This is a genomic window from Pseudomonas anguilliseptica, from assembly GCF_900105355.1.
GTDB lineage: Bacteria > Pseudomonadota > Gammaproteobacteria > Pseudomonadales > Pseudomonadaceae > Aquipseudomonas > Aquipseudomonas anguilliseptica.
The window spans coordinates 3392063-3409324 of sequence record NZ_FNSC01000001.1; the positions used below are offsets into that span (position 1 = coordinate 3392063).

The following is a 17262-nucleotide window of genomic DNA, read 5'->3' on the forward strand; positions in this document are numbered from 1 at the left end:
GGAGCTGACGATGAAAGCCTTTACCCAACACACCGGCCTGGTTGCACCGCTTGATCGCGCCAACGTCGACACCGACCAGATCATCCCCAAGCAGTTCTTGAAGTCGATCAAGCGCACTGGCTTCGGCCCTAACCTGTTCGATGAGTGGCGCTACCACGATGTTGGTCAGCCCAATCAGGACAACTCCAAGCGCCCGGTTAACCAGGAATTCGTGCTGAATTTCCCGCGCTACCAGGGCGCCAGCGTGCTGCTGGCGCGGGAGAATTTCGGCTGTGGTTCGAGCCGCGAACACGCGCCTTGGGCGCTGGAAGAGTACGGCTTTCGCACCATTATTGCGCCGAGCTTTGCCGATATCTTCTTCAACAACAGCTTCAAGAACGGTCTGCTGCCGATCATCCTCAAAGAAGATGAGGTCGATGCGCTGTTTCAGCAGGCGGAAGCCACTGTCGGCTACCAGCTGACTGTCGACCTGGCCGCGCAAACCGTGATCCGTCCGGATGGCGTGCAGTACAGCTTCGAGGTCGATGCCTTCCGCAAGCATTGCCTGCTCAATGGCCTGGACGACATCGGACTGACCCTGCAGGACAGTGAGGCGATCAAGGCCTTCGAGAACACTTACCAGCAGCGCAGCCCCTGGCTGTTCGGCGCCATCAAGTAATCAGCGGGCGAGTGCATCCGTCACTCGCCGATTAATGAGTTGAGAAAAGCATGTCCAAACAGATTCTGATTCTCCCCGGCGACGGTATCGGTCCGGAAATCATGGCCGAAGCGGTCAAGGTGCTGGAACTGGCCAACGATAAGTACAACCTGGGTTTCGAACTGAGTTTCGATGACCTCGGTGGTGCGGCCATCGACCGTTACGGCGTGCCGCTGGCTGACGAAACCCTGGCGCGCGCCAAAGCTGCCGATGCCATTCTGCTCGGCGCGGTGGGCGGCCCGAAATGGGACACCATCGACCCGGCAATTCGCCCGGAGCGTGGCCTGCTGAAAATCCGCTCGCAGCTGGGGCTGTTTGGCAACTTGCGTCCGGCGATTCTCTACTCGCAACTGGCTGATGCCTCGAGCCTCAAGCGCGAAATCGTTGCCGGCCTGGACATCCTCATCGTGCGTGAGCTGACTGGCGGCATCTATTTCGGCCAACCGCGCGAGAGCAAGGTGCTGGAAAACGGCGAACGCATGGCCTACGACACCCTGCCGTACAGCGAGAGCGAAATCCGCCGTATCGCCCGCGTCGGCTTCGACATGGCGCGCGTGCGTGGCAAGAAGCTCTGCTCGGTGGACAAGGCCAACGTGCTGGCGTCCAGCCAGCTGTGGCGCGCCGTGGTCGAGGAAGTGGCCAAGGACTATCCGGACGTTGAACTGAGCCACATGTACGTCGACAACGCTGCCATGCAGCTGGTGCGTGCACCGAAGCAGTTCGATGTGATGGTGACCGACAACATGTTTGGCGACATCCTCTCGGATGAAGCTTCGATGCTCACTGGTTCCATCGGCATGCTGCCGTCTGCATCCCTGGATGCCAACAACAAAGGCATGTACGAGCCGTGTCACGGCAGCGCGCCGGATATTGCCGGGCAGGGCATTGCCAACCCTTTGGCGACCATCCTCTCGGTATCGATGATGCTGCGTTACAGCTTCAATCAGGCGGCAGCAGCCGATGCCATTGAACTGGCCGTGAGCAAGGTGCTGGATCAGGGCCTGCGTACCGGTGACATCTACAGCGCGGGTACGACCAAGGTCGGCACTGCGGCAATGGGTGATGCGGTAGTCGAAGCGCTGCGTAGTCTGTAACAGGCCGTTGAAAAAACGTTGGCGAGGCAGCCAGCGCAAGGCAAAAACAGGCGAGAAAGCGGAGTTTACGAGCTGTAAATGAGCATTTTGAGCCTGTTTTTAACGCAGTGATGAAGCCGCGCGCGAAAAATTGAGGGGCTGAGGTGAGATAAATCACTTCGGCCCCTTTTGCATAGTGTGCAAAGAAATATCAGAAAAGCCCAGCCGGTTCGGCCTGGATGTCCCAGCTGAAGATCAGCACCTCCTTCGCATCACTCCCCTTGCCACCACCCACCGTGTACTTGATGTCGGTCGTCTCGATGTGGAAGTCGGCGAAGCATTCGCGGATGGCTGGGTGGTCGTTGAGGCTGATGATCGCCTTGCCCTTGATCACCTTCAGCAGCCTGGCCATCTCCAGGTACTGCTCGAACTCGAACGGCACGCCATAGCCTTCGGTCTCCCAGTACGGCGGGTCACAGTAGAACAGCGTGTGCTCGCGGTCGTACTTCTTCATTACCTCCTGCCAACTCAGGTGCTCGATGTAGGTGTTGCTGAGCCGCAGGTGAGCTGCTGACAGCGCCTCCTCGATCCGCAGCAGGTTAAGCCCAGGTGGCTGGGTAGTGGCTGTGCCGTAGCTCTGGCCATCGACGCGGCCACCGAAGGCAGACTGCTGCAGGTAATAGAAGCGTGCGGCGCGCTGGATGTCGGTGAGGGTTTCGACCCTGGTCATCTGCAACCACTTGAACACCTGGCGGCTGCCGAGCGCCCACTTGAACTGCCTGACGAACTCTTCCAGGTGGTTCTGCACCACCCGGTAGAGGTTGATCAGGTCGCCGTTTACGTCGTTGAGCACTTCGACCTCGGCCGGTACCGGACGGAGGAAGAACAGCGCTGCACCGCCCGCAAACGGTTCGACGTAGCAGCTGTGCTGAGGGAACAAGGGGAATATCCGGTCTGCAAGGCGGCGCTTGCCACCTATCCAGGGGATGATCGGTTGTGCGGACATGGTGCCTCCTGATGGCTGGTTGCGCTCGATGGCGGTAACAGGAGGCTCTCGGCCTTCAGGTGATTGAGTGTCCGGCAACGCGGGCACTTGATCTGTAACTCGGTGAAGCCACTGGCAGTTGCCAGCTTGCGGCCACACTGGCCACAACGGATATCTTTCATCATCTGCAAACCTTTTGCGCTTCTGGTAGGCTCCCCGCCGCTCACGCGTGAGCAGGGGGCCTTGGCTGGCTTGCAGGCCTGATCTGCAGGTTGGCGGTCAGCTTGGGTGTTACCGCACCCAGGCTGACAGCCCTCTCTTATCCTTCTATTAGGCAGAGCCCTCGCTCGGGTGACAGCATCCAGATGTGCTGAGGGGTGATGCGGCGCAGCGCCTCCGGGCGGAACCATGGCTCGCCCGCCTGATCGGCCGCCCAGGCCAGCAACTCCGAGCAGAACCACGAATCTTCTTCCTGCCAATCACGGTGCAGGCCGAGGCCGGCAATGGCCGTCCAGTCGTAGGGTTTGCCGACCTGGCTGCGCGCTGCGTCGATGATGGCCAGCGGGTTACGGGCTGGCAGGTCAACCAGGCTGTACGCCGAGGCACGCTCAATGGCGTAGGCCTTGGAGACCTGACGCACGCCCTCCAAAGCAACGGCCTCTATCACATGGTGCCCGGCAACCAGGGCAACATGGCTCCAGCGTGACCAGGTGGCGGCGCGGATCAGCCCGCTGAATGGGTAGTGAGTGGTGCTGAAAAGCAGCTGGATGCTTCCCATGGCTAAACCCCTGCGTTGTTGCCGATGCCGGCGACGGCGGCTTGGATGCTGGCAATGGTTTCATCCGCGATGTCCTGCGCCTGCTCGACGTTGCCAGCGGTCATGGCATTGCGGATCAGCTCTTTGGCGTTGAGGCGCATGGTGCGCAGTTGCACCAGGGCGGCGTTGTAGTGAGCAGCCTCCTGCAGGATGCCGTCTGCTGCTTGCCGTGCGGTACGGCCGTTGATGGCCCAGGCGGCGACCATGGGCGGTACGGCTCCCTGATAGTTAGCAGTGGCGAAGGTCTGCGCCTCGCTGGCCGCACGGTCGTACTCCACGGCGCGCAGCGGGTCTCCTGCCACTGCGCGACGGGCGGCGTCAGCGGCGGCGTCGATGGCAGAGCAGAGTTGCTCAGCCGATGGCTGGGTGTTTAATTCTTCGAGCACTGGATAGCCATTCGCATCACCGACAACTGGATGGCCAAGTAGCGATAGGTAGTCCGAATGGGGGACTTCTACACTATGACAGTCATTGGGCACGCTGGCTTTGGTGGGATACCAGCCACGGGTTGCAGCGCAGAACAATACGGTATGGGCGGGCATGGTCAGTTACCTATGGAAATAATGAATGCAGACAGAAATCCGCCGGTTTCGCTACCGCTCGCGGCATCCCATACCAGAGTGAAGGTGCTAAGGCTGGTCGGATCGGCATACATGGACATGTTGCCACTCATGTAGACCGCGCGAACCATGCCTGGCACCAGCCCAAAATGGTTGTTCGGGTAAGCGTACGGGAGGCTAAAGACGACCTGGCCACCGTTTGCGCCTGGCAACGATGTTGGCGATGTGAACTTGCCCCACTGAATGATCCAGCCGCCCAACCATGACGGAAACGCTACATAGCCAACCAGGCCTATTAGGTAGGAGACCCCCCAGCGCAGTTTCTTCGGCGTGACGGCTACGTCGTCGAGGGCACCCGCATTCACCTCGGCCTGGGTGCCAACGCGCAGAACACCACGCAGCACCTCGGTAGCCAACGCAGCTGCCGAACGAATGGCTTGGAATACGCGCAGCGGGCTAATCCACTTCCCAAGTGCGGTTCCAGCCTCTGCCTCTGCCTGCGATGCCTCAGCATTTGCAGAAACAGCATCAGTGATTCCGTAGCCTGCTAGGGTGGATGGGTTGCTGCCGCCAGTTACTCGGCCACGCTTGTCGACAGTGACACTGCGGTAGGTGCCAGCACTCACGCCCGAGGGGCCAGCTGCGATCTCGAAGACCAGCGCGGTAGTGCCGAGGGTAATAGGCGCGTCGGTAACCAACTGCCAGATACTGTCGGCGTTGGTAGTGCCCTGCTCGATGGCAACGAGGAGGCCTGGAGTTACTTCGATACTGGCATCGGCATCAGCAGCGCGAGCCCAAGCGGCGGCCGCCACGATATAGATTCCGTTGGTCTTGGCATCGGCCTGATCCTTAACCAAGACGCGGTCGCCAGCCCCAAGGAGCACGCCATCAACAGTGAGCAGGCCGGAAAGCGCACCCAGGTTTGCAGTGGTGGCTACCTTTACGCTGTTCTTCGCATCGCGCTTGCCCAACTCTGCCTGCAACTGCTCCAGGACGAACGCACGGGTGGCCATCACAATCGAGTTGTCGATCAACAGGGTGACGCTGGTGGCGTTGCTGGTCTGGAAGATGGCGCGCACATAGAACTGCTTGCCAGAGCCCTGCGCCAATACGGGCTTGACGCTGTCTGGGTACTTACCGATGGCATAAAGGAGGCCGGTGTCGGTGTAGATGCCGACCTCGCGGATCGTCCAGCCGCCCACATCATCTGCAATCATGGCTTCGGCCAGCAGCCAGCTCGGGTTGGCTTCGTCCTGGAGCAGCGAGTTGATCGGCTGGCGGTGGGTCTCACGACGCAGCGCCGCTGCCTCGGGGCCGGGGTTGTAGGCCGCACCGTTGCCATCCCCTACCGCGAAGTGGGTCAGTTTGATCGGCACCTGGTTGGCCTTACACGCCGCCTCATAGGCCAAGCCGGCGTTGGTAAGGATGCAGTAGTAGTCCTGAGCCATCATGCCTCCAATGGATAAATGGTTGTGATCTCAATGGTCGCCAGGCCGGCACCGATAAACATGGGGCTGGCCTGCTCGACGCCATCGAGCTGTAGTGGGTAGATGGTTGTGATCTCGCCGCCTATGAGGGCGGCAGCAATGACTGGAACCTGGGAGCGGTTGGTCAGTGCGACGGTGAGCGCGTCCAGCCGGGAGCGCTTGTTCTTGTACTCACGGATCAGGTCGACCAGGGCGTCGTAGGTAGCCTCATCAATGCCTCGGTCGGTCAGCTCAATGTCGACGCGGAAGCGATACGGCGAGCCGCCGTACTCGTACCACTCCGACACCCGCCCGCTGAGGTTGAGCGTGACCAGCACCTGCTCGATGGCCCAGGGCGTGCCCTTGTAGCGGTGCAGCTCGATGGCACGCTTGATCAGCTCGCGCTGCTCCTGGTCGTCGCGGGCATAGCGCCAGCCCTCCAGGCCCATGACGTGGAACTGGTCAGCCAAGTGCGGCAGTACTTGCGGCGGCACCACGTCGACCAGGTAAACCAACATGGGCGAGAGATCGAGGCTGTCGAACTCCTCCTGGAGCAGTTCGCACAGGATGGCGAAGCGCTCATCACCGGCCAATACCGGTGGCAGTTGGTCAGCCATGGGCGACACCGATCACGTTCAGCTCGATGGCGGTGCAGTTGGCCCATTCGTGGCTGGCCACGTCGCGGAAGGCAGGCTCGGTCAGCTGCAGGCGGTACACCCCGGCAACCTGCACCTCGCGGATGATCTGCTCGGGCACGATGTCTCGGCCCAGGCCGGCGCGGCGCTCTGCTGCATAGGCGGTTGCAGCCTTCAAGGCCAGGGCGTGCACGCTGTCTGCATCGGTATTCTGGTACAGGGTCAGGTTGCCCCGGATGGCATAACCCACCTCGGGCGAGAGCTTGGTCAGCACCTTGTCCGTCAGGGGGCGTTTCTTGCGAGCGCTGACATTGGCTTGCACCAGTGACAACAACTCGGGGCTGGGCAGGCCCGTCTTGGTCAGCGGGTAGATCCACACCTCGCCATCCGGCACGGTTGGGTCATCCTCGCCACCGCGCACTGCCACTTCGATGATTGACTGGCTCGCCGCGCGGGCGTGGTAGATGTACGCGCCTTCGGGCCCGGCCGTGCTGAATGACTCTGGCGCGAGGATGATGCGCTCGATGTAGGGCTCATCCTCTTCATCGTCGATGCCGTCTGCCGGCACGGACTCGTTGCTGGTGGTCATGCCGGCTGCAGGTGGCTGACCCAGCACAGCGATCTGGCCGATGGCCCAACCGTTGGCGCTGGTACCTGGCGTCTCGCAGGCCACGGTGGTGCGTACCTCGGTCGCGCCGGCTGCCAGGGTCACGGCCTCCTCGGTGACAAAGGCAATGCGCCCATCCTGACTGGTGACCCGCGTGCCGGCACTGATCAGCACCGCCTGCAGCGCAGGGGCTGGCAGCCGGAACACCTGAGTGCAGCGCGCCGGCTGGGCGAGCAAGCGCGGCGTGTCTACCAGTTCGCCCAGGTAGTCGAGGATCGGCCCACCGGAGAAACGCACCAGCATGCGCTCACCAGCTTGCTGGATGGCCATCAGGGCAAGCGTCTTGGCGTAGGCCACCTGGTCGATGAACAGCCGCTCGACTTGCGCCGGGTACAGCGTCTTGCCGGTTTTCTGCTCATAGCGGGCAACCAGGGCCGCTTCGATAGCGGCCGGGTCGATCTTGACGAACTCAGGCGGCGGCAGCGCGCGCATAGGGCACCTCGGTTTGCTGGATAACCCCATCAGCCACCTTCCACTGCACCCGCAGGGTGATGCGCTCGCCCTCGATCTCGACCAGTACCTGAACCACCGTGACGCGCGGCTCCCAACGGCGAATGGCGTCCACAGCCTCGCGCACCAGATGTGGCACAACGCGGTTGGTGGGCCAGTCGATATACAGGTTGATGTCGCTGCCGAACTCGGGGCGGTGCGGGTCGCTGCCACGCGGCGTGGTCAGGATGATGCGGATGGCCTGGTCGATATCACGCAGGCCCTCGACCACTTCACCGGGCGTACCGAGTGCCGGCTGCCAGTGGGCGGAGGTGATGCTGGTATAGGGGATGGGCGTGGTCATGCGCCCATGGTGGGCAATCCTGCCTGCTCGTCCTTTTAATCGGGTTTAAAGAGTTGCAATATCTCAGTCCGTCTAAAGCCAAAGGAAGGTTCCATGTCAGACTTCATATACATCGACAACTCTAATCTCTATCTCGAAGGCCGCAGGGTGAGTGCAGTTCAGCAAGGCCTTGCCAAAAATATCGGCGAGGCAATGCACGATGGAATATTGGATCAGGGATACACCATCAGCTTTGGCAAACCTCATAAGTTCTTGACTGACAACGACCCATCAAAAACCAAGCGTGCGGCCCTATTCGGCTCACGCCCCCACCCAACGATGGTATTTGGAAAATTGCTGAAGCAGCAGGATTCGTCTTGCATCTAGAAGATCGCAACGTTGCCAATAAAGAGAAAAAAGTCGATACCGGAATCGTCACCTTAATGCTCGTCGATGCCCTATCGGATGGCGTACCTGGTGAAGATACTGTGGTTCTAGTTGCAGGCGATGGCGACTTTGTACCAGCCGTAAAGGCTCTGAAATCTAAGGGTTTCACAGTAGAGGTGGTGTTCTGGGATCACGCTTCCAGAGAGCTAAAGCTTGAAGCCTCAAAGTTCATCTCGCTGAATCCATACCTGGAAAACCTTCGCTACTGATTCTGTCAGTGGCTGTGGTGATTCGAGTTCCCGCCCTGATCCAGCACCTTGCCCTGGGTCTGGATATCACCAACAGCCTGCAGGCCGGCTGCCAGGGTGACATCTCCAGTGATCGCGACCGGCCCGGCAACCTGCAGGCTGCCGGTCATGATGGTTTCCGGGGTATCCAGGGTCACCCTGGGCGCTACCACCAGCACCGGCTGACCGGCCTGAACGGTCACTGTCTTGGCAGTCTTCACCAGTGCGCTGCCGACGCAGTCCACTACCAGGGCGTGGGTCGCCCGGTCATAGGTGAGGATCGTGCCGTCACTGAAGCGCAGGTAGTGGGTGTCCTTGTCCGTCACGGGGGGCGGCTCTTGGTGGCCTTGGTGTGCCGCTGCGGCACCTTTAACCACCAGGTCTCCAGCCCATCGAACTCTTCCAGGCTTACCTTCACCCGGCAGCTGAGATAGTCCACCGAGCTGACCAAGCCAAACTGCAAGCCATCCAGTTCTTCACGCCTCATGCGGTTGCCTCGTTGCTGGCCTGGGTGGGCTCACCGGCCAGGGCACGCATTAGCGGTACCGGCGCAGGCGTAACCCGACGGATCTCGATATCGGCCGTGGTGCCGCTGCTGCGGCGCTTGCTGTGGCGGGCTTGGTTGATCAGGTAGTCACCGGCCATGCGGCCCCAGCTGGCGTCCAGGGTCACCACTGCACCGGCCACCAGGCGGCGGTCGGCTGGCAGGGTCAGGCTGCCGCCGGCACGCTCGTCATTGGCCTCACCGAGGGCTGCATCGGCCTGGGCTTGGGCGCTTTCTGCGTCTGGTGCACGCTGGTTGATGCGCAGCTCGTCGGCGCTGGTCTCCATGCCCACCTGGCTATCCGGTGCGCGGGTGTCCTGCGCCTGGCTGCTGATGGTCTTCTGGGTGTCCGGGTCGTGGTGGGTGTTCTTGGCCGTGCGGAACACGTCCTTGATCTTGTCCTTGAGGTCGTAGCGGCTGCATTCCTTGCGGCTGATCGTGCGCACTGGCGCGCCATCGCGCAGACCAGCCATTGCAGTGAAGATCAGCTTGTTCTCACGCAGCTTGACTGCGTAGCCGTACTGGCGGCCCACGCGGGTGATAAAGGCCAGGTCGCGTTCCTGGAACTGGGTGATACGGTCGATCTGCAGGGGCTTGATCTCGCCCACCAGCTCGAACTTGTTGCGCTTGGCCACCTGGGTGGCGATCTCGGCCAGCGTGGTGTTCTCGTAGGCATAGCCCTTGCGGGTGCGCACGCCCTTGCTGACACCTGCAGACAGCCCGCGTATGACCACCACTGAGGGCGGGCCGCTGGTGTTGATCTCGTCCACCTCAAAGCTGCCGCAGTTCAGCGGTGCCTGCCCTGGGTAGGTCATGCTCAGTGTCAGGGCGTCACCCTTGATCGGGTACCAGGTGGTGAGCCATTTGCCGTCCACGTCCTCCAGCTCGATGCTGATCTCGTCGGACTGGCCGCTGAGGTAGTCCGTCCAGGTCACGCCCAACACATAGGGCGCGAGGTCAGCCGTGAGGTCGCGGCCCTGGTAGCCAATGCGCCAGACGGTTGGTTCGGCCGTGTCGCGGCCAGGAATCTCGTTCACTTGAACCACGGCGGCAGATCCTCGCTGCTGGGTAGGGCATCGAGCACCGGAATGCGCAGGGTCAGCCCGGCCGGTAGTGCGCGGGTCATGGGCACCTGCAGGTTGGCGCGGACAATCGGTTCGTAGCGCATTGCATCGCCGTAGTAGGTGAAGGCCAGCTGATCCCAGCGCTCCCCCTCAACGGTGGTGTGGGTTAGGTATTCGGCTGCCATGTCATGCCCTCCGGCTGATCACATCGACGGCCAGGCCTGCCAGGCGGGTTGATGCACCGCTCAGTCGGCCCTGGGCCAACTCGATGCGGTTGGTTGCGTAGTCCACCTGGCTAATGATGGCCTCCGGGCGGATTGGGTTGAGCGCGCCCTGGGCGAGTTGCACCTCGCTGGTCACCGACAGGCCCAGTTGCACCAGGTCGGCTCCGTCCTCCATCAGTCCGGCAGCCAGCTGGAACTCCTGCAGGGGCTGCAGCGCTTGCCCGGTTAGGCTGAGCAGACGTGGCGCCTGGGCCAGCACAGCGGCCGGGTTGTCGCGCAGGGTCTTCACAAAATTGAAGGCATCCACCCCGGCACGCAGGTAGTTGCCAGCAACCTTGGCCATGCCCAGGGCCTTTTGTGTGGGGGTCACCAGCGCAGGCGCTGCACCGCCCACGCGGGCCATCGGGTTGGCGGCCAGGTTGGACACCAACGCCCTCGGCCGTGGTAGCGGCTTGGTGTATTTACCGGAGTACTCCAGCAGGTTGAGGCTCACCGTGGCCGAGACCAACCGGCCCTGAGGATCTGTCTTGCGGGTGGTGACCGACACCTCGGTGAGCAGGTAGATCCCGCGATAGTCACCCGAGCCCAGTACATAGGGCAGCGGCTCGTGGGCGCTCTTTGCCTCCTTCAGGCGACGGATCTGCAGCTCGGGGTCGACCAGCATTGAGTGCAGGGTCAGCTCCAGGGTCAGCTCGTCGAGGCTGTCGCCTACCCACTCCAAGCGCGGCTTACCCTGGATCAACGCATGCTGGGCGTAGTCCGCGGCTGAGCGCTCATCCTGCCGGCCGGGGTGATACTTCACCTCGAACTCGATATCGCCGAGTACTGCCCACATCAGAAGGCCCTCCGCTGCTGATCGGCGATGACTTCACGCATCAATTTCTCCAGGTCATTACGCGATAGCTGCAGGGCCTGCTGGACAGCCTCCTGAGTACCAGGGCCGCCGCCCTGGACGGTGATCTTCGGGGCGTAGTGGATGGTGATGCCGCCACTGGCTTGGCCTGACAGAGCTGCAGGGCCAACGCTTCGTGCCAGGTTGGCCACGCGACTTGCAGTTGCAGCTGGCCCCTCGGCTGCAGCCAGTTGCGGGGTGGCAAGGCTGACTGCAGTCGCGGCTGCCATTCCCAAGGCGGCACGCTTGACCAACCCCCGCTTGGCGGTGATACCAATCGCAGCACCTTCGGAGACGTTGGCTCCGGCAGCCATGAAGACTCGGCTTGGACTCTGGATACCCAAAGTACTCTTGAACCAGCCAGCCACGTCACTGCCGAACCCGACGACCGTTTCCTTGGCAGAGCTGAGCTTCGCCGTAATGCCATTGACCAGGCCGCTGATCAGCATGCCGCCGAAGTCGGTGAATTTGCCCGGCAGCTCGATCCCGAAGTAATTCATGACACCGCTGAACGCCCGGTAGAACAGGCCCAGCGGGCTGAAGTTGACCAGCAGGCCGAGGATGCCCGTCAGGCCACCGCTGAAACCGGCCTTGATCTCCGTCCACAGCCCGCCGAAGAAGCCCTTGATCGGCTCCCAGTAGCGGTAGATCAGGTAGGCCCCCAGAGCGATGCCGGTGATCAGCAGGCCGATGGGGTTCATCAGAAGTGCGCGGCCCAGCCAGAGCACCGCCGTGCGCGCCATACCAAGTGCAGGCGCAAGCCGCATCGCCCCGCCACGCAACAGGCTAAGCCCGGTGATGAATGGGCCAAGACGGCCGCCCAGCAACAGCATGGCGCGCATCATGGTGAACTTGCCGGACAGCAGCGAGATCGCGATGCCCACTCCGTTCAGGCCAGAAGCTCCCAGGCTCAACCCGTAAGACAGGCCGACAACGCCCAACTTCAGCGCAACAGCTCCGGCCACCAGCTTGATCACGCCGCTGACGACCTCGGGGTTCTCTTTTGCCCAGGTTGAAAAGCCCCAAATCATTGGCTTGAGCGTATCAACCAGGCTATTCAGTGATGGGAGTAACGCGGCACCGACATTCACCCCCAACTCGACCATGCTGTTTTTGAGCAACCGCAGATTGTTCTCGGTTGTTTCGGCCCGAGCCTGGAGTTCCTTCTCCATCGAACCTTCGTAGTTCGAGGACTTGTTCACCAGTGCCAGGGACTTGGCGTAGGTATCCATCGAGCCTGCCAGCACCGCCACATCATCGGCGTACTCCAGGCCGAACAGATCGACCAGGACGCCCATCTGATCGGCTTTCGGCACCTTGCTCAGGGTGTTCAGGAAGCTGGTCAGTGCGCCCTGCGCATCCTGGGCAATGGAGGCTTTCAACCCCTCGGCCGTCATACCCATTTCCTGCAGGGCACGCTGGAACTTCTTCGGCTGCTTATCGGCCGTGGCCAGCTTCGCCAACATGCCGTTGATGGCGGTACCGGCCACCTCGGGCGGCTTGCCCAAACTGACAAAGGCATTCACCAAGGCTGCGGCCTGGGTCTCGACCAGGCCGAACTGCTTGGCTACACCACCCACCCGATTCAAGCCCTGGACGATATCGCGCGCCTTGGCCGGCGAGGCGTTGGACAGGTGGTTGATCGCATCGCCAATGCGACCGATCTGCGAGATCGGGATCTGGTACACGTTGGCCAGCTTGGCCATCGAGTCACCGGCTTCCTCGGCGGCCATGTCGAAGGCCGTGGACATCTTCGCCACGGTCTCGGTGAACTTGGGAATATCCGCCGCTGCAACACCCAGCTGACCACCACTGGCGGCAATGGCTGCCAGCTCTGAAGCGGCCAAAGGCAAGGTGCGGGTCATCTTGAGGAGTTCATCGCCGAGCTTGACGAAGCCATCCGGAGTGTCGAAGTCGACCACCTTCTTCACATCGGCCATGGCCGACTCATAGTCGATGGCCAGCTTGACCGGCAGCGCCGCGCTGGCCCCGATAGCAACGGTCTCCAGCACACCGGAGCGCAACTCGGCGCGTTGATTGCGCAGCTGATCACGCCGCGCCAGGCGGGCCGTGAGTTGCTCTTGCTTGCGGCGAACGGTGTCGAGGGTTTGCCCAAGGCGAACATAGTCGCGGTTGAGCGCCGCGACGGTACTGGGTGCCAGCGTACCGAGGTTGCGCTGGATCGAGGCTCCCAGCTCGGCATGCTGGCGAGTCAGCTTGCTGGCCGTGTCACCAAGGCCCGTCAGGGTGCGGCGCACCCCGCCCAGCAGGGGAAGAACCCCACGGGCGGATGCGCCGATCTCTAGACCTACTCTAAGGCTACGGTTGCTCACGGCTGGCTTCGCTTTGCTGGCGGATTTGCTGCTCGGCCTGCTCGCACCAGGTCAGGAAGCGTTCTACTGTCAGCTGCTCGATCTCCGAGGGCTGAAAGCGGAACCACCTGGCAAGCAAGGCTTCGCACTCGTCGAGGTGGCTGGTATCAATCCGACAAGAGCCGAAACTGCTCCTGGGCGGACTTGTAGTCCGCAATGTCCATGGCATCCAGGTCTTCCAGGACAAGCCCGACCGAGCGCGACATGAGCACCAGCTCTTCGACTGCAGCATTGCCAGACGCCTGTTCATTGGCTGCACGCAGGTCTTTTACTGTCAGGCGACGGAATTCCAGCCGCTCGACTTTCTGGCCAGCAGCGGTGGTGAACGGATGCTTGAGAGTTACGTTGGGTTTATCGGCCATGCTTTATGCTCCAGGTTGATCAATGAGATCGGTTGCTCTGTGTAAGAGCCCTGAGCATCGCGCCTAACACTGGCGCTGCCTTTTAATCTGGTTTAAAGAGAAGCGCCCATAACCCAGCGCGGAGGCTGTGATGGAAGAAAACGTTACCCTGGAGCATGAAGGCGAGACCTATACGGCCAGCTATATCGAGATCGGCGACGAGCTGCTGACCTACCTGCCCGATGGCAGCGAGCGGCGCACTATGCTGCGCGGACTCAATCCTGAGCATGCCGCACTGACCCACCTGCGCGGCTACATCAGCACCCTGAAGCGCAAGGGATAAAAGCGAAGCCCCGCACTAAGCGGGGCTTCTGACTTCCGTGTCCTGGGCATCCGTGCCCATCCGTTAAAACTATGCCTGTCCGATGTTGCGTCGGTACTTGGCCAATTGATCCTCGCCGCCCACGCGGAAGATATTGGCCAGGTAGTCCAGGAGCAGCACTTCCTCGCCGTTCAGCAGCTGGCGCACGAAGATGGCTGAGAACGGTGTCTCGAACTTCGACGGGTCACGCGGCTTGAAGCTGCCCAGGTTGTATTCCTTGGGCATGATGGTCATCAGGGTAACCAGCGGGATCTCGTCCACCAGGCCACCGTTGTTGAACACCTGGACGTTGCTGCGGCACTGGAGCTGCACAGTCTTGAAGGGGCTGGCCAGCTTGCTGCCGGCTTCCTTGTACAGGCTGTTCCAGACGATCTTGCCTTCCAACTTGTCTAGGCCGTCCGGCAGCTCGATCAGAACGACCATACCCAGGCCCTGGAAGTCGGACATGACCGCCTTGACGCTGCCCAGCTCGATCTCCTCGGACTTGGCGAAGAAGTCTTGCCCGTCCAAGTACAGGTTGGCGTTGGTGATGCGATGCGCGTTTACGCCTGCCATTTATGCAGCCCCCTTCAGGTTGGCCAGGTATTCCCCGGTGATCTCGGTTTCGAAGGTGCCGCGCTCGAACGGCAGCGGTACCGTCAGTTTGTAGTTGAACAGCACATGCCCCAGTTCAAGCTCGGTCTGCGGGTTGCGCGCCGGGTCAAACCAGCACTCACCGCCGAGCAACGCACCGTCACCGATAAGCTTGCGGAAGAACAGGTTGACGCTTTCCGTGACGCTATCGAGCAGCGACTGGGTGACCGGCATATCAACGAACTGCAGCGAGCTGTAGCGGATCGACTCGTCGACGATATCCTTGGTGCGGCGCACGTTCTCGAAGTTGCGCATGTGGATCACGGTCGGCCAGGCTGCCGTGCGGTTACCCCACAGCCGCAGGCCGGTACCGAAACTGTTGAACACCGTGGTGACGCCAGCCTCGTTGAGCAGGTTGACCTCGCTGTCCGGGTCATCAACCCGTGCAGTGAGCGGACGCTCCAGGCCGATCACGCCGACCAGCTCCTGGTTGGAGCTGCTCCACCAGTAGCCCTTGTCATAGTCCACCCTGGCACGCAGGCCCGCAGCGCGGATCGACAGCGGCTCCAGGCGCTCGCCATCAGTGGCGGCGTCGTACACCTTGACGTGCGGGTAGCACAGACGCACGCGGTCGCTGCTGGTGTTGAAGTTGATGCTGCCGAGCGGGCCACGGCCAGCGAGTACCTGCTGCGGCGTAGTGCCGATAGGCGCGTCGATATAAGCCACGCCGCCCATCTGCTCAGCGGCTGCGATCAGCTCAACGCTGACCGCGTTGAGGGTCGAGAAGCCAGGCGCGATGAACAGTTTGGGGAAGAAGCCAAACAGGTTGTAGCTATCCGGGAAAGCCTTGAGGCCGGTGCGCAGGCCCGCGATGGTCACCGCGCCAATGATGTCGGCCGGGGTGACCTTGCTCGGGTCGGCATAGGTGTAGTCAGCCTTGACCTGGGCATTCGCCGGGATGTTGCCACCAGGCTTGCGCACCACCTCACCAGTGAGCATGTCACGGGTGTAGTCGGTGTTGAGCTGATAGGTGGTGTTGCCGTCATTCGACTTGAGCGCTAGCACCTGCAGCGCACCATGGCCGAGCTTCAGGCGGTCGTTGTTGCCGAACTGGCGAGCCTCGGCCACAACGTCCGTGCGGTGGATCACCGGGTCGAGGACGTTGACCACGATGACGGTACCCGCACCGAAGTCATAAATGCCGGCCAGTGCCTGCGGAATGCTGAAGCCAGGCAGCTCGGGGCCGAACTGGGCACCATCGCGATCATTCAGCGACAGCGTCAGGGTGTTCACCGGCCCAACCGGCGCAGCACCAATCAGCGCGATCACCGCAGACTTGACCACGCGGATGGCACGCGGCCCGCGCTCGACTTCCAGGGTTTCAATGCCGTGTAGATAGTTGGCAGCCATTACGCTTTCTCTCCTTTCTTCTCGGCCGGAGCGGCGTCATCCGCCAACGGCTCCAGGTGGTTCAGGGCCAGCAGTACCTGGGTGTATTCATGCTCGGGTGGCAGATCAACGGGCTGGCCTGGCAGCAGCTGGACATCCAGCAGCTCGCCAGCCTTGCCCACGCGCAGAGATGCAGCGCTCTGCGGGCCGGAATAGCGGTAGCGCTTGAGTTTCATAGAGTTCCCTCAAAGGTGGGTGGCAGCAGCGGCGCGCCCGCCGGTGGTGCCATGGATTGCAATTGAGTTGCACGGGTTGCGATATCCAGGCCGTACTGCCAAACGCCCTGCAGGTGACCGATGAAACGCTCAGAGACCGGACGACAGGCTTGGTCGCAATGCGGTGGCCACCATCCAGTCAGCGTGTCTCGGATGCGGTCCAGGTAGCTGACCGCACCGTCCTTGCCGTTGAGCTGGCGGAACACCAGGGTCAGGCTGATGACCAGGTTGCGCTCCTGGAACATTGCATCGGTGGCCTGGGAGCCGCCGAAGGTCGACTTGCCGAACGCCACTAGGACAGCGCCGCGTGGGTGGTTGAGGCGGTACTGCGCCGGGTTCTCCGGGAACAGTTCCACCATCAGATCGCGGCCCATTGCTGCCTTCAGGCGCTCGACAATCGCATCCAGGAGCTGCTCGGTCTGGTTCATCAGTAGCGCCCCAGGAAGTCATCGCCGAACTGCTGGCGACGAGCGCGAGCGCGGATCTTGCCCGGCTCCGGTGCGGCCTCACCCGTGGGCATGCCCAGGGTGACCACGCCATCACGAATGCTCTCCAGCAGCTTGAGGGTGTCCTTGCGGCTGTCCTTCACCGCCTCGGGGAGCGCTCCCTCGGGGCGGCGTTGGTACAACCAGTGGCGGGCTAGGTACACCACGGCATCCCGCAGCACGCTCGGTACCGGATCGAGCGGCAGGTCGTAGCGGCCTCGCAGGTAGCCGTCCACCAGCTCTTCAGCCTGGCGGACGCCGTCCTCGATCACGCTCTCATTGGGCAGCTCGGCGGTGGGGTCATCGTTGGAGAGCTGAATCAGCGTCAGCTCCGGGATGGCCTTGCCGATATCGGCGCGGGTGCAGTAGTGCATG

At 61.9% G+C, this 17262-nt stretch carries 26 protein-coding genes; 5 read left to right on the forward strand and 21 right to left on the reverse strand.

What is annotated here, in order from left to right:
* The first annotated feature begins 10 nt into the window (after window positions 1–10).
* A complete protein-coding gene (gene leuD / locus BLW24_RS16510; RefSeq protein WP_090384272.1) occupies window positions 11–658 on the forward strand; it encodes a 3-isopropylmalate dehydratase small subunit in 648 nt (215 codons plus the stop codon).
* 50 nt (window positions 659–708) lie between these two features.
* Entirely contained in the window at window positions 709–1791 is a 1083-nt protein-coding gene (gene leuB / locus BLW24_RS16515; protein WP_090384279.1) for a 3-isopropylmalate dehydrogenase, read from the forward strand.
* Between the two features lie 190 nt (window positions 1792–1981).
* Here leuB and BLW24_RS16520 read toward each other — a convergent pair whose 3' ends face one another.
* The 8 genes from BLW24_RS16520 to BLW24_RS16555 form a co-directional block, all read right to left on the reverse strand.
* Window positions 1982–2776, reverse strand: a complete 795-nt coding sequence (locus BLW24_RS16520) for a DNA adenine methylase (RefSeq protein WP_090384174.1) — start codon at window positions 2774–2776, stop codon at window positions 1982–1984.
* Window positions 2746–2940 (reverse strand): Com family DNA-binding transcriptional regulator, encoded by a 195-nt coding sequence (locus BLW24_RS16525; RefSeq protein WP_090384170.1) that lies wholly within the window; start codon window positions 2938–2940, stop codon window positions 2746–2748. The genes BLW24_RS16520 and BLW24_RS16525 overlap by 31 nt, the downstream gene beginning before the upstream one ends.
* A 134-nt stretch (window positions 2941–3074) precedes the next feature.
* Complete coding sequence (locus BLW24_RS16530; protein ID WP_090384163.1) at window positions 3075–3533, reverse strand: YiiX/YebB-like N1pC/P60 family cysteine hydrolase; 459 nt, start codon at window positions 3531–3533, stop codon at window positions 3075–3077.
* Between the two features lie 2 nt (window positions 3534–3535).
* The gene (locus BLW24_RS16535) at window positions 3536–4114 is read right to left on the reverse strand and encodes a phage tail protein (protein ID WP_139272685.1); all 579 of its coding nucleotides are present in this window, start codon (window positions 4112–4114) and stop codon (window positions 3536–3538) included.
* Window positions 4115–4116: 2 nt separating this feature from the next.
* The gene (locus BLW24_RS27010) at window positions 4117–5580 is read right to left on the reverse strand and encodes a phage tail protein (protein WP_338062070.1); all 1464 of its coding nucleotides are present in this window, start codon (window positions 5578–5580) and stop codon (window positions 4117–4119) included.
* Window positions 5580–6215: a phage tail protein I gene (locus tag BLW24_RS16545; RefSeq protein ID WP_090384154.1), complete on the reverse strand. Its 636-nt coding sequence runs from the start codon at window positions 6213–6215 to the stop codon at window positions 5580–5582. Before BLW24_RS16545 ends, BLW24_RS27010 begins: the two co-directional genes overlap by 1 nt.
* The gene (locus BLW24_RS16550; RefSeq protein ID WP_090384149.1) at window positions 6208–7332 is read right to left on the reverse strand and encodes a baseplate assembly protein; all 1125 of its coding nucleotides are present in this window, start codon (window positions 7330–7332) and stop codon (window positions 6208–6210) included. Before BLW24_RS16550 ends, BLW24_RS16545 begins: the two co-directional genes overlap by 8 nt.
* On the reverse strand, window positions 7310–7693 hold the full coding sequence (locus tag BLW24_RS16555) for a GPW/gp25 family protein (protein ID WP_090384143.1): 384 nt from the start codon (window positions 7691–7693) through the stop codon (window positions 7310–7312). The genes BLW24_RS16550 and BLW24_RS16555 overlap by 23 nt, the downstream gene beginning before the upstream one ends.
* A 93-nt stretch (window positions 7694–7786) precedes the next feature.
* Here BLW24_RS16555 and BLW24_RS26230 point away from each other — a divergent pair, with 93 nt between their 5' ends.
* Together BLW24_RS26230 and BLW24_RS26235 are read left to right on the forward strand one after the other, a co-directional pair.
* Entirely contained in the window at window positions 7787–8059 is a 273-nt protein-coding gene (locus BLW24_RS26230; RefSeq protein WP_208600187.1) for a PIN domain-containing protein, read from the forward strand.
* The gene (locus BLW24_RS26235) at window positions 8050–8328 is read left to right on the forward strand and encodes an NYN domain-containing protein (protein WP_208600186.1); all 279 of its coding nucleotides are present in this window, start codon (window positions 8050–8052) and stop codon (window positions 8326–8328) included. Before BLW24_RS26230 ends, BLW24_RS26235 begins: the two co-directional genes overlap by 10 nt.
* A gap of 5 nt (window positions 8329–8333) precedes the next feature.
* Here the strand turns inward: BLW24_RS26235 and BLW24_RS16565 are convergent, their stop codons facing one another.
* Genes BLW24_RS16565 through BLW24_RS16590 form a run of 8 tightly spaced genes read right to left on the reverse strand, consistent with a single transcriptional unit; the run spans window position 8334 to window position 13804 of the window.
* Window positions 8334–8672, reverse strand: coding sequence for a phage baseplate assembly protein V (locus tag BLW24_RS16565; RefSeq protein WP_244161174.1), 339 nt, complete (start codon window positions 8670–8672; stop codon window positions 8334–8336).
* A complete protein-coding gene (locus BLW24_RS26605) occupies window positions 8669–8833 on the reverse strand; it encodes a hypothetical protein (RefSeq protein ID WP_244161173.1) in 165 nt (54 codons plus the stop codon). Before BLW24_RS26605 ends, BLW24_RS16565 begins: the two co-directional genes overlap by 4 nt.
* Window positions 8830–9936 (reverse strand): phage late control D family protein, encoded by a 1107-nt coding sequence (locus BLW24_RS16570; protein ID WP_139272684.1) that lies wholly within the window; start codon window positions 9934–9936, stop codon window positions 8830–8832. The genes BLW24_RS26605 and BLW24_RS16570 overlap by 4 nt, the downstream gene beginning before the upstream one ends.
* The gene (locus BLW24_RS16575; protein WP_090384137.1) at window positions 9924–10139 is read right to left on the reverse strand and encodes a tail protein X; all 216 of its coding nucleotides are present in this window, start codon (window positions 10137–10139) and stop codon (window positions 9924–9926) included. Before BLW24_RS16575 ends, BLW24_RS16570 begins: the two co-directional genes overlap by 13 nt.
* Window position 10140: 1 nt before the next feature.
* Complete coding sequence (locus BLW24_RS16580) at window positions 10141–11013, reverse strand: phage tail protein (RefSeq protein ID WP_090384284.1); 873 nt, start codon at window positions 11011–11013, stop codon at window positions 10141–10143.
* Window positions 11013–13403, reverse strand: a complete 2391-nt coding sequence (locus tag BLW24_RS16585) for a phage tail tape measure protein (protein ID WP_090382193.1) — start codon at window positions 13401–13403, stop codon at window positions 11013–11015. The genes BLW24_RS16580 and BLW24_RS16585 overlap by 1 nt, the downstream gene beginning before the upstream one ends.
* Window positions 13390–13521 (reverse strand): hypothetical protein, encoded by a 132-nt coding sequence (locus BLW24_RS26870; RefSeq protein ID WP_276326441.1) that lies wholly within the window; start codon window positions 13519–13521, stop codon window positions 13390–13392. Before BLW24_RS26870 ends, BLW24_RS16585 begins: the two co-directional genes overlap by 14 nt.
* Before the next feature lie 28 nt (window positions 13522–13549).
* Entirely contained in the window at window positions 13550–13804 is a 255-nt protein-coding gene (locus BLW24_RS16590) for a phage tail assembly protein (RefSeq protein ID WP_090382187.1), read from the reverse strand.
* A 130-nt stretch (window positions 13805–13934) separates the two neighbouring features.
* On the opposite strand from BLW24_RS16590, the gene BLW24_RS16595 reads away from it, so the two are divergent.
* Window positions 13935–14126 carry a hypothetical protein gene (locus tag BLW24_RS16595; RefSeq protein WP_090382180.1) on the forward strand — a complete coding sequence of 64 codons (192 nt, stop codon included), beginning with the start codon at window positions 13935–13937 and terminating at the stop codon, window positions 14124–14126.
* Between the two features lie 69 nt (window positions 14127–14195).
* Here the strand turns inward: BLW24_RS16595 and BLW24_RS16600 are convergent, their stop codons facing one another.
* Genes BLW24_RS16600 through BLW24_RS16620 form a run of 5 tightly spaced genes read right to left on the reverse strand, consistent with a single transcriptional unit; the run spans window position 14196 to window position 17261 of the window.
* The gene (locus BLW24_RS16600; protein WP_090382175.1) at window positions 14196–14720 is read right to left on the reverse strand and encodes a phage major tail tube protein; all 525 of its coding nucleotides are present in this window, start codon (window positions 14718–14720) and stop codon (window positions 14196–14198) included.
* Entirely contained in the window at window positions 14721–16148 is a 1428-nt protein-coding gene (locus tag BLW24_RS16605) for a phage tail sheath subtilisin-like domain-containing protein (protein WP_090382169.1), read from the reverse strand.
* On the reverse strand, window positions 16148–16363 hold the full coding sequence (locus tag BLW24_RS16610; RefSeq protein ID WP_090382162.1) for a hypothetical protein: 216 nt from the start codon (window positions 16361–16363) through the stop codon (window positions 16148–16150). Before BLW24_RS16610 ends, BLW24_RS16605 begins: the two co-directional genes overlap by 1 nt.
* Window positions 16360–16830, reverse strand: a complete 471-nt coding sequence (locus BLW24_RS16615; protein ID WP_090384288.1) for a Gp37 family protein — start codon at window positions 16828–16830, stop codon at window positions 16360–16362. The genes BLW24_RS16610 and BLW24_RS16615 overlap by 4 nt, the downstream gene beginning before the upstream one ends.
* Complete coding sequence (locus tag BLW24_RS16620) at window positions 16830–17261, reverse strand: gp436 family protein (protein WP_090382156.1); 432 nt, start codon at window positions 17259–17261, stop codon at window positions 16830–16832. The genes BLW24_RS16615 and BLW24_RS16620 overlap by 1 nt, the downstream gene beginning before the upstream one ends.
* Window position 17262 lies beyond the last annotated feature (1 nt).

What these genes read in the sequence shown, in the direction of transcription:
- leuD (WP_090384272.1), top strand. Translation starts at nt 11, where the DNA reads ATGAAAGCCTTTACCCAACACACCGGCCTGGTTGCACCGCTTGATCGC.
- leuB (WP_090384279.1), top strand. Translation starts at nt 709, where the DNA reads ATGTCCAAACAGATTCTGATTCTCCCCGGCGACGGTATCGGTCCGGAA.
- BLW24_RS16520 (WP_090384174.1), bottom strand. Translation starts at nt 2,776, where the DNA reads ATGTCCGCACAACCGATCATCCCCTGGATAGGTGGCAAGCGCCGCCTT.
- BLW24_RS16525 (WP_090384170.1), bottom strand. Translation starts at nt 2,940, where the DNA reads ATGATGAAAGATATCCGTTGTGGCCAGTGTGGCCGCAAGCTGGCAACT.
- BLW24_RS16530 (WP_090384163.1), bottom strand. Translation starts at nt 3,533, where the DNA reads ATGGGAAGCATCCAGCTGCTTTTCAGCACCACTCACTACCCATTCAGC.
- BLW24_RS16535 (WP_139272685.1), bottom strand. Translation starts at nt 4,114, where the DNA reads ATGCCCGCCCATACCGTATTGTTCTGCGCTGCAACCCGTGGCTGGTAT.
- BLW24_RS27010 (WP_338062070.1), bottom strand. Translation starts at nt 5,580, where the DNA reads ATGGCTCAGGACTACTACTGCATCCTTACCAACGCCGGCTTGGCCTAT.
- BLW24_RS16545 (WP_090384154.1), bottom strand. Translation starts at nt 6,215, where the DNA reads ATGGCTGACCAACTGCCACCGGTATTGGCCGGTGATGAGCGCTTCGCC.
- BLW24_RS16550 (WP_090384149.1), bottom strand. Translation starts at nt 7,332, where the DNA reads ATGCGCGCGCTGCCGCCGCCTGAGTTCGTCAAGATCGACCCGGCCGCT.
- BLW24_RS16555 (WP_090384143.1), bottom strand. Translation starts at nt 7,693, where the DNA reads ATGACCACGCCCATCCCCTATACCAGCATCACCTCCGCCCACTGGCAG.
- BLW24_RS26230 (WP_208600187.1), top strand. Translation starts at nt 7,787, where the DNA reads ATGTCAGACTTCATATACATCGACAACTCTAATCTCTATCTCGAAGGC.
- BLW24_RS26605 (WP_244161173.1), bottom strand. Translation starts at nt 8,833, where the DNA reads ATGAGGCGTGAAGAACTGGATGGCTTGCAGTTTGGCTTGGTCAGCTCG.
- BLW24_RS16575 (WP_090384137.1), bottom strand. Translation starts at nt 10,139, where the DNA reads ATGGCAGCCGAATACCTAACCCACACCACCGTTGAGGGGGAGCGCTGG.
- BLW24_RS16580 (WP_090384284.1), bottom strand. Translation starts at nt 11,013, where the DNA reads ATGTGGGCAGTACTCGGCGATATCGAGTTCGAGGTGAAGTATCACCCC.
- BLW24_RS16590 (WP_090382187.1), bottom strand. Translation starts at nt 13,804, where the DNA reads ATGGCCGATAAACCCAACGTAACTCTCAAGCATCCGTTCACCACCGCT.
- BLW24_RS16595 (WP_090382180.1), top strand. Translation starts at nt 13,935, where the DNA reads ATGGAAGAAAACGTTACCCTGGAGCATGAAGGCGAGACCTATACGGCC.
- BLW24_RS16600 (WP_090382175.1), bottom strand. Translation starts at nt 14,720, where the DNA reads ATGGCAGGCGTAAACGCGCATCGCATCACCAACGCCAACCTGTACTTG.
- BLW24_RS16605 (WP_090382169.1), bottom strand. Translation starts at nt 16,148, where the DNA reads ATGGCTGCCAACTATCTACACGGCATTGAAACCCTGGAAGTCGAGCGC.
- BLW24_RS16610 (WP_090382162.1), bottom strand. Translation starts at nt 16,363, where the DNA reads ATGAAACTCAAGCGCTACCGCTATTCCGGCCCGCAGAGCGCTGCATCT.
- BLW24_RS16615 (WP_090384288.1), bottom strand. Translation starts at nt 16,830, where the DNA reads ATGAACCAGACCGAGCAGCTCCTGGATGCGATTGTCGAGCGCCTGAAG.
- BLW24_RS16620 (WP_090382156.1), bottom strand. Translation starts at nt 17,261, where the DNA reads ATGCACTACTGCACCCGCGCCGATATCGGCAAGGCCATCCCGGAGCTG.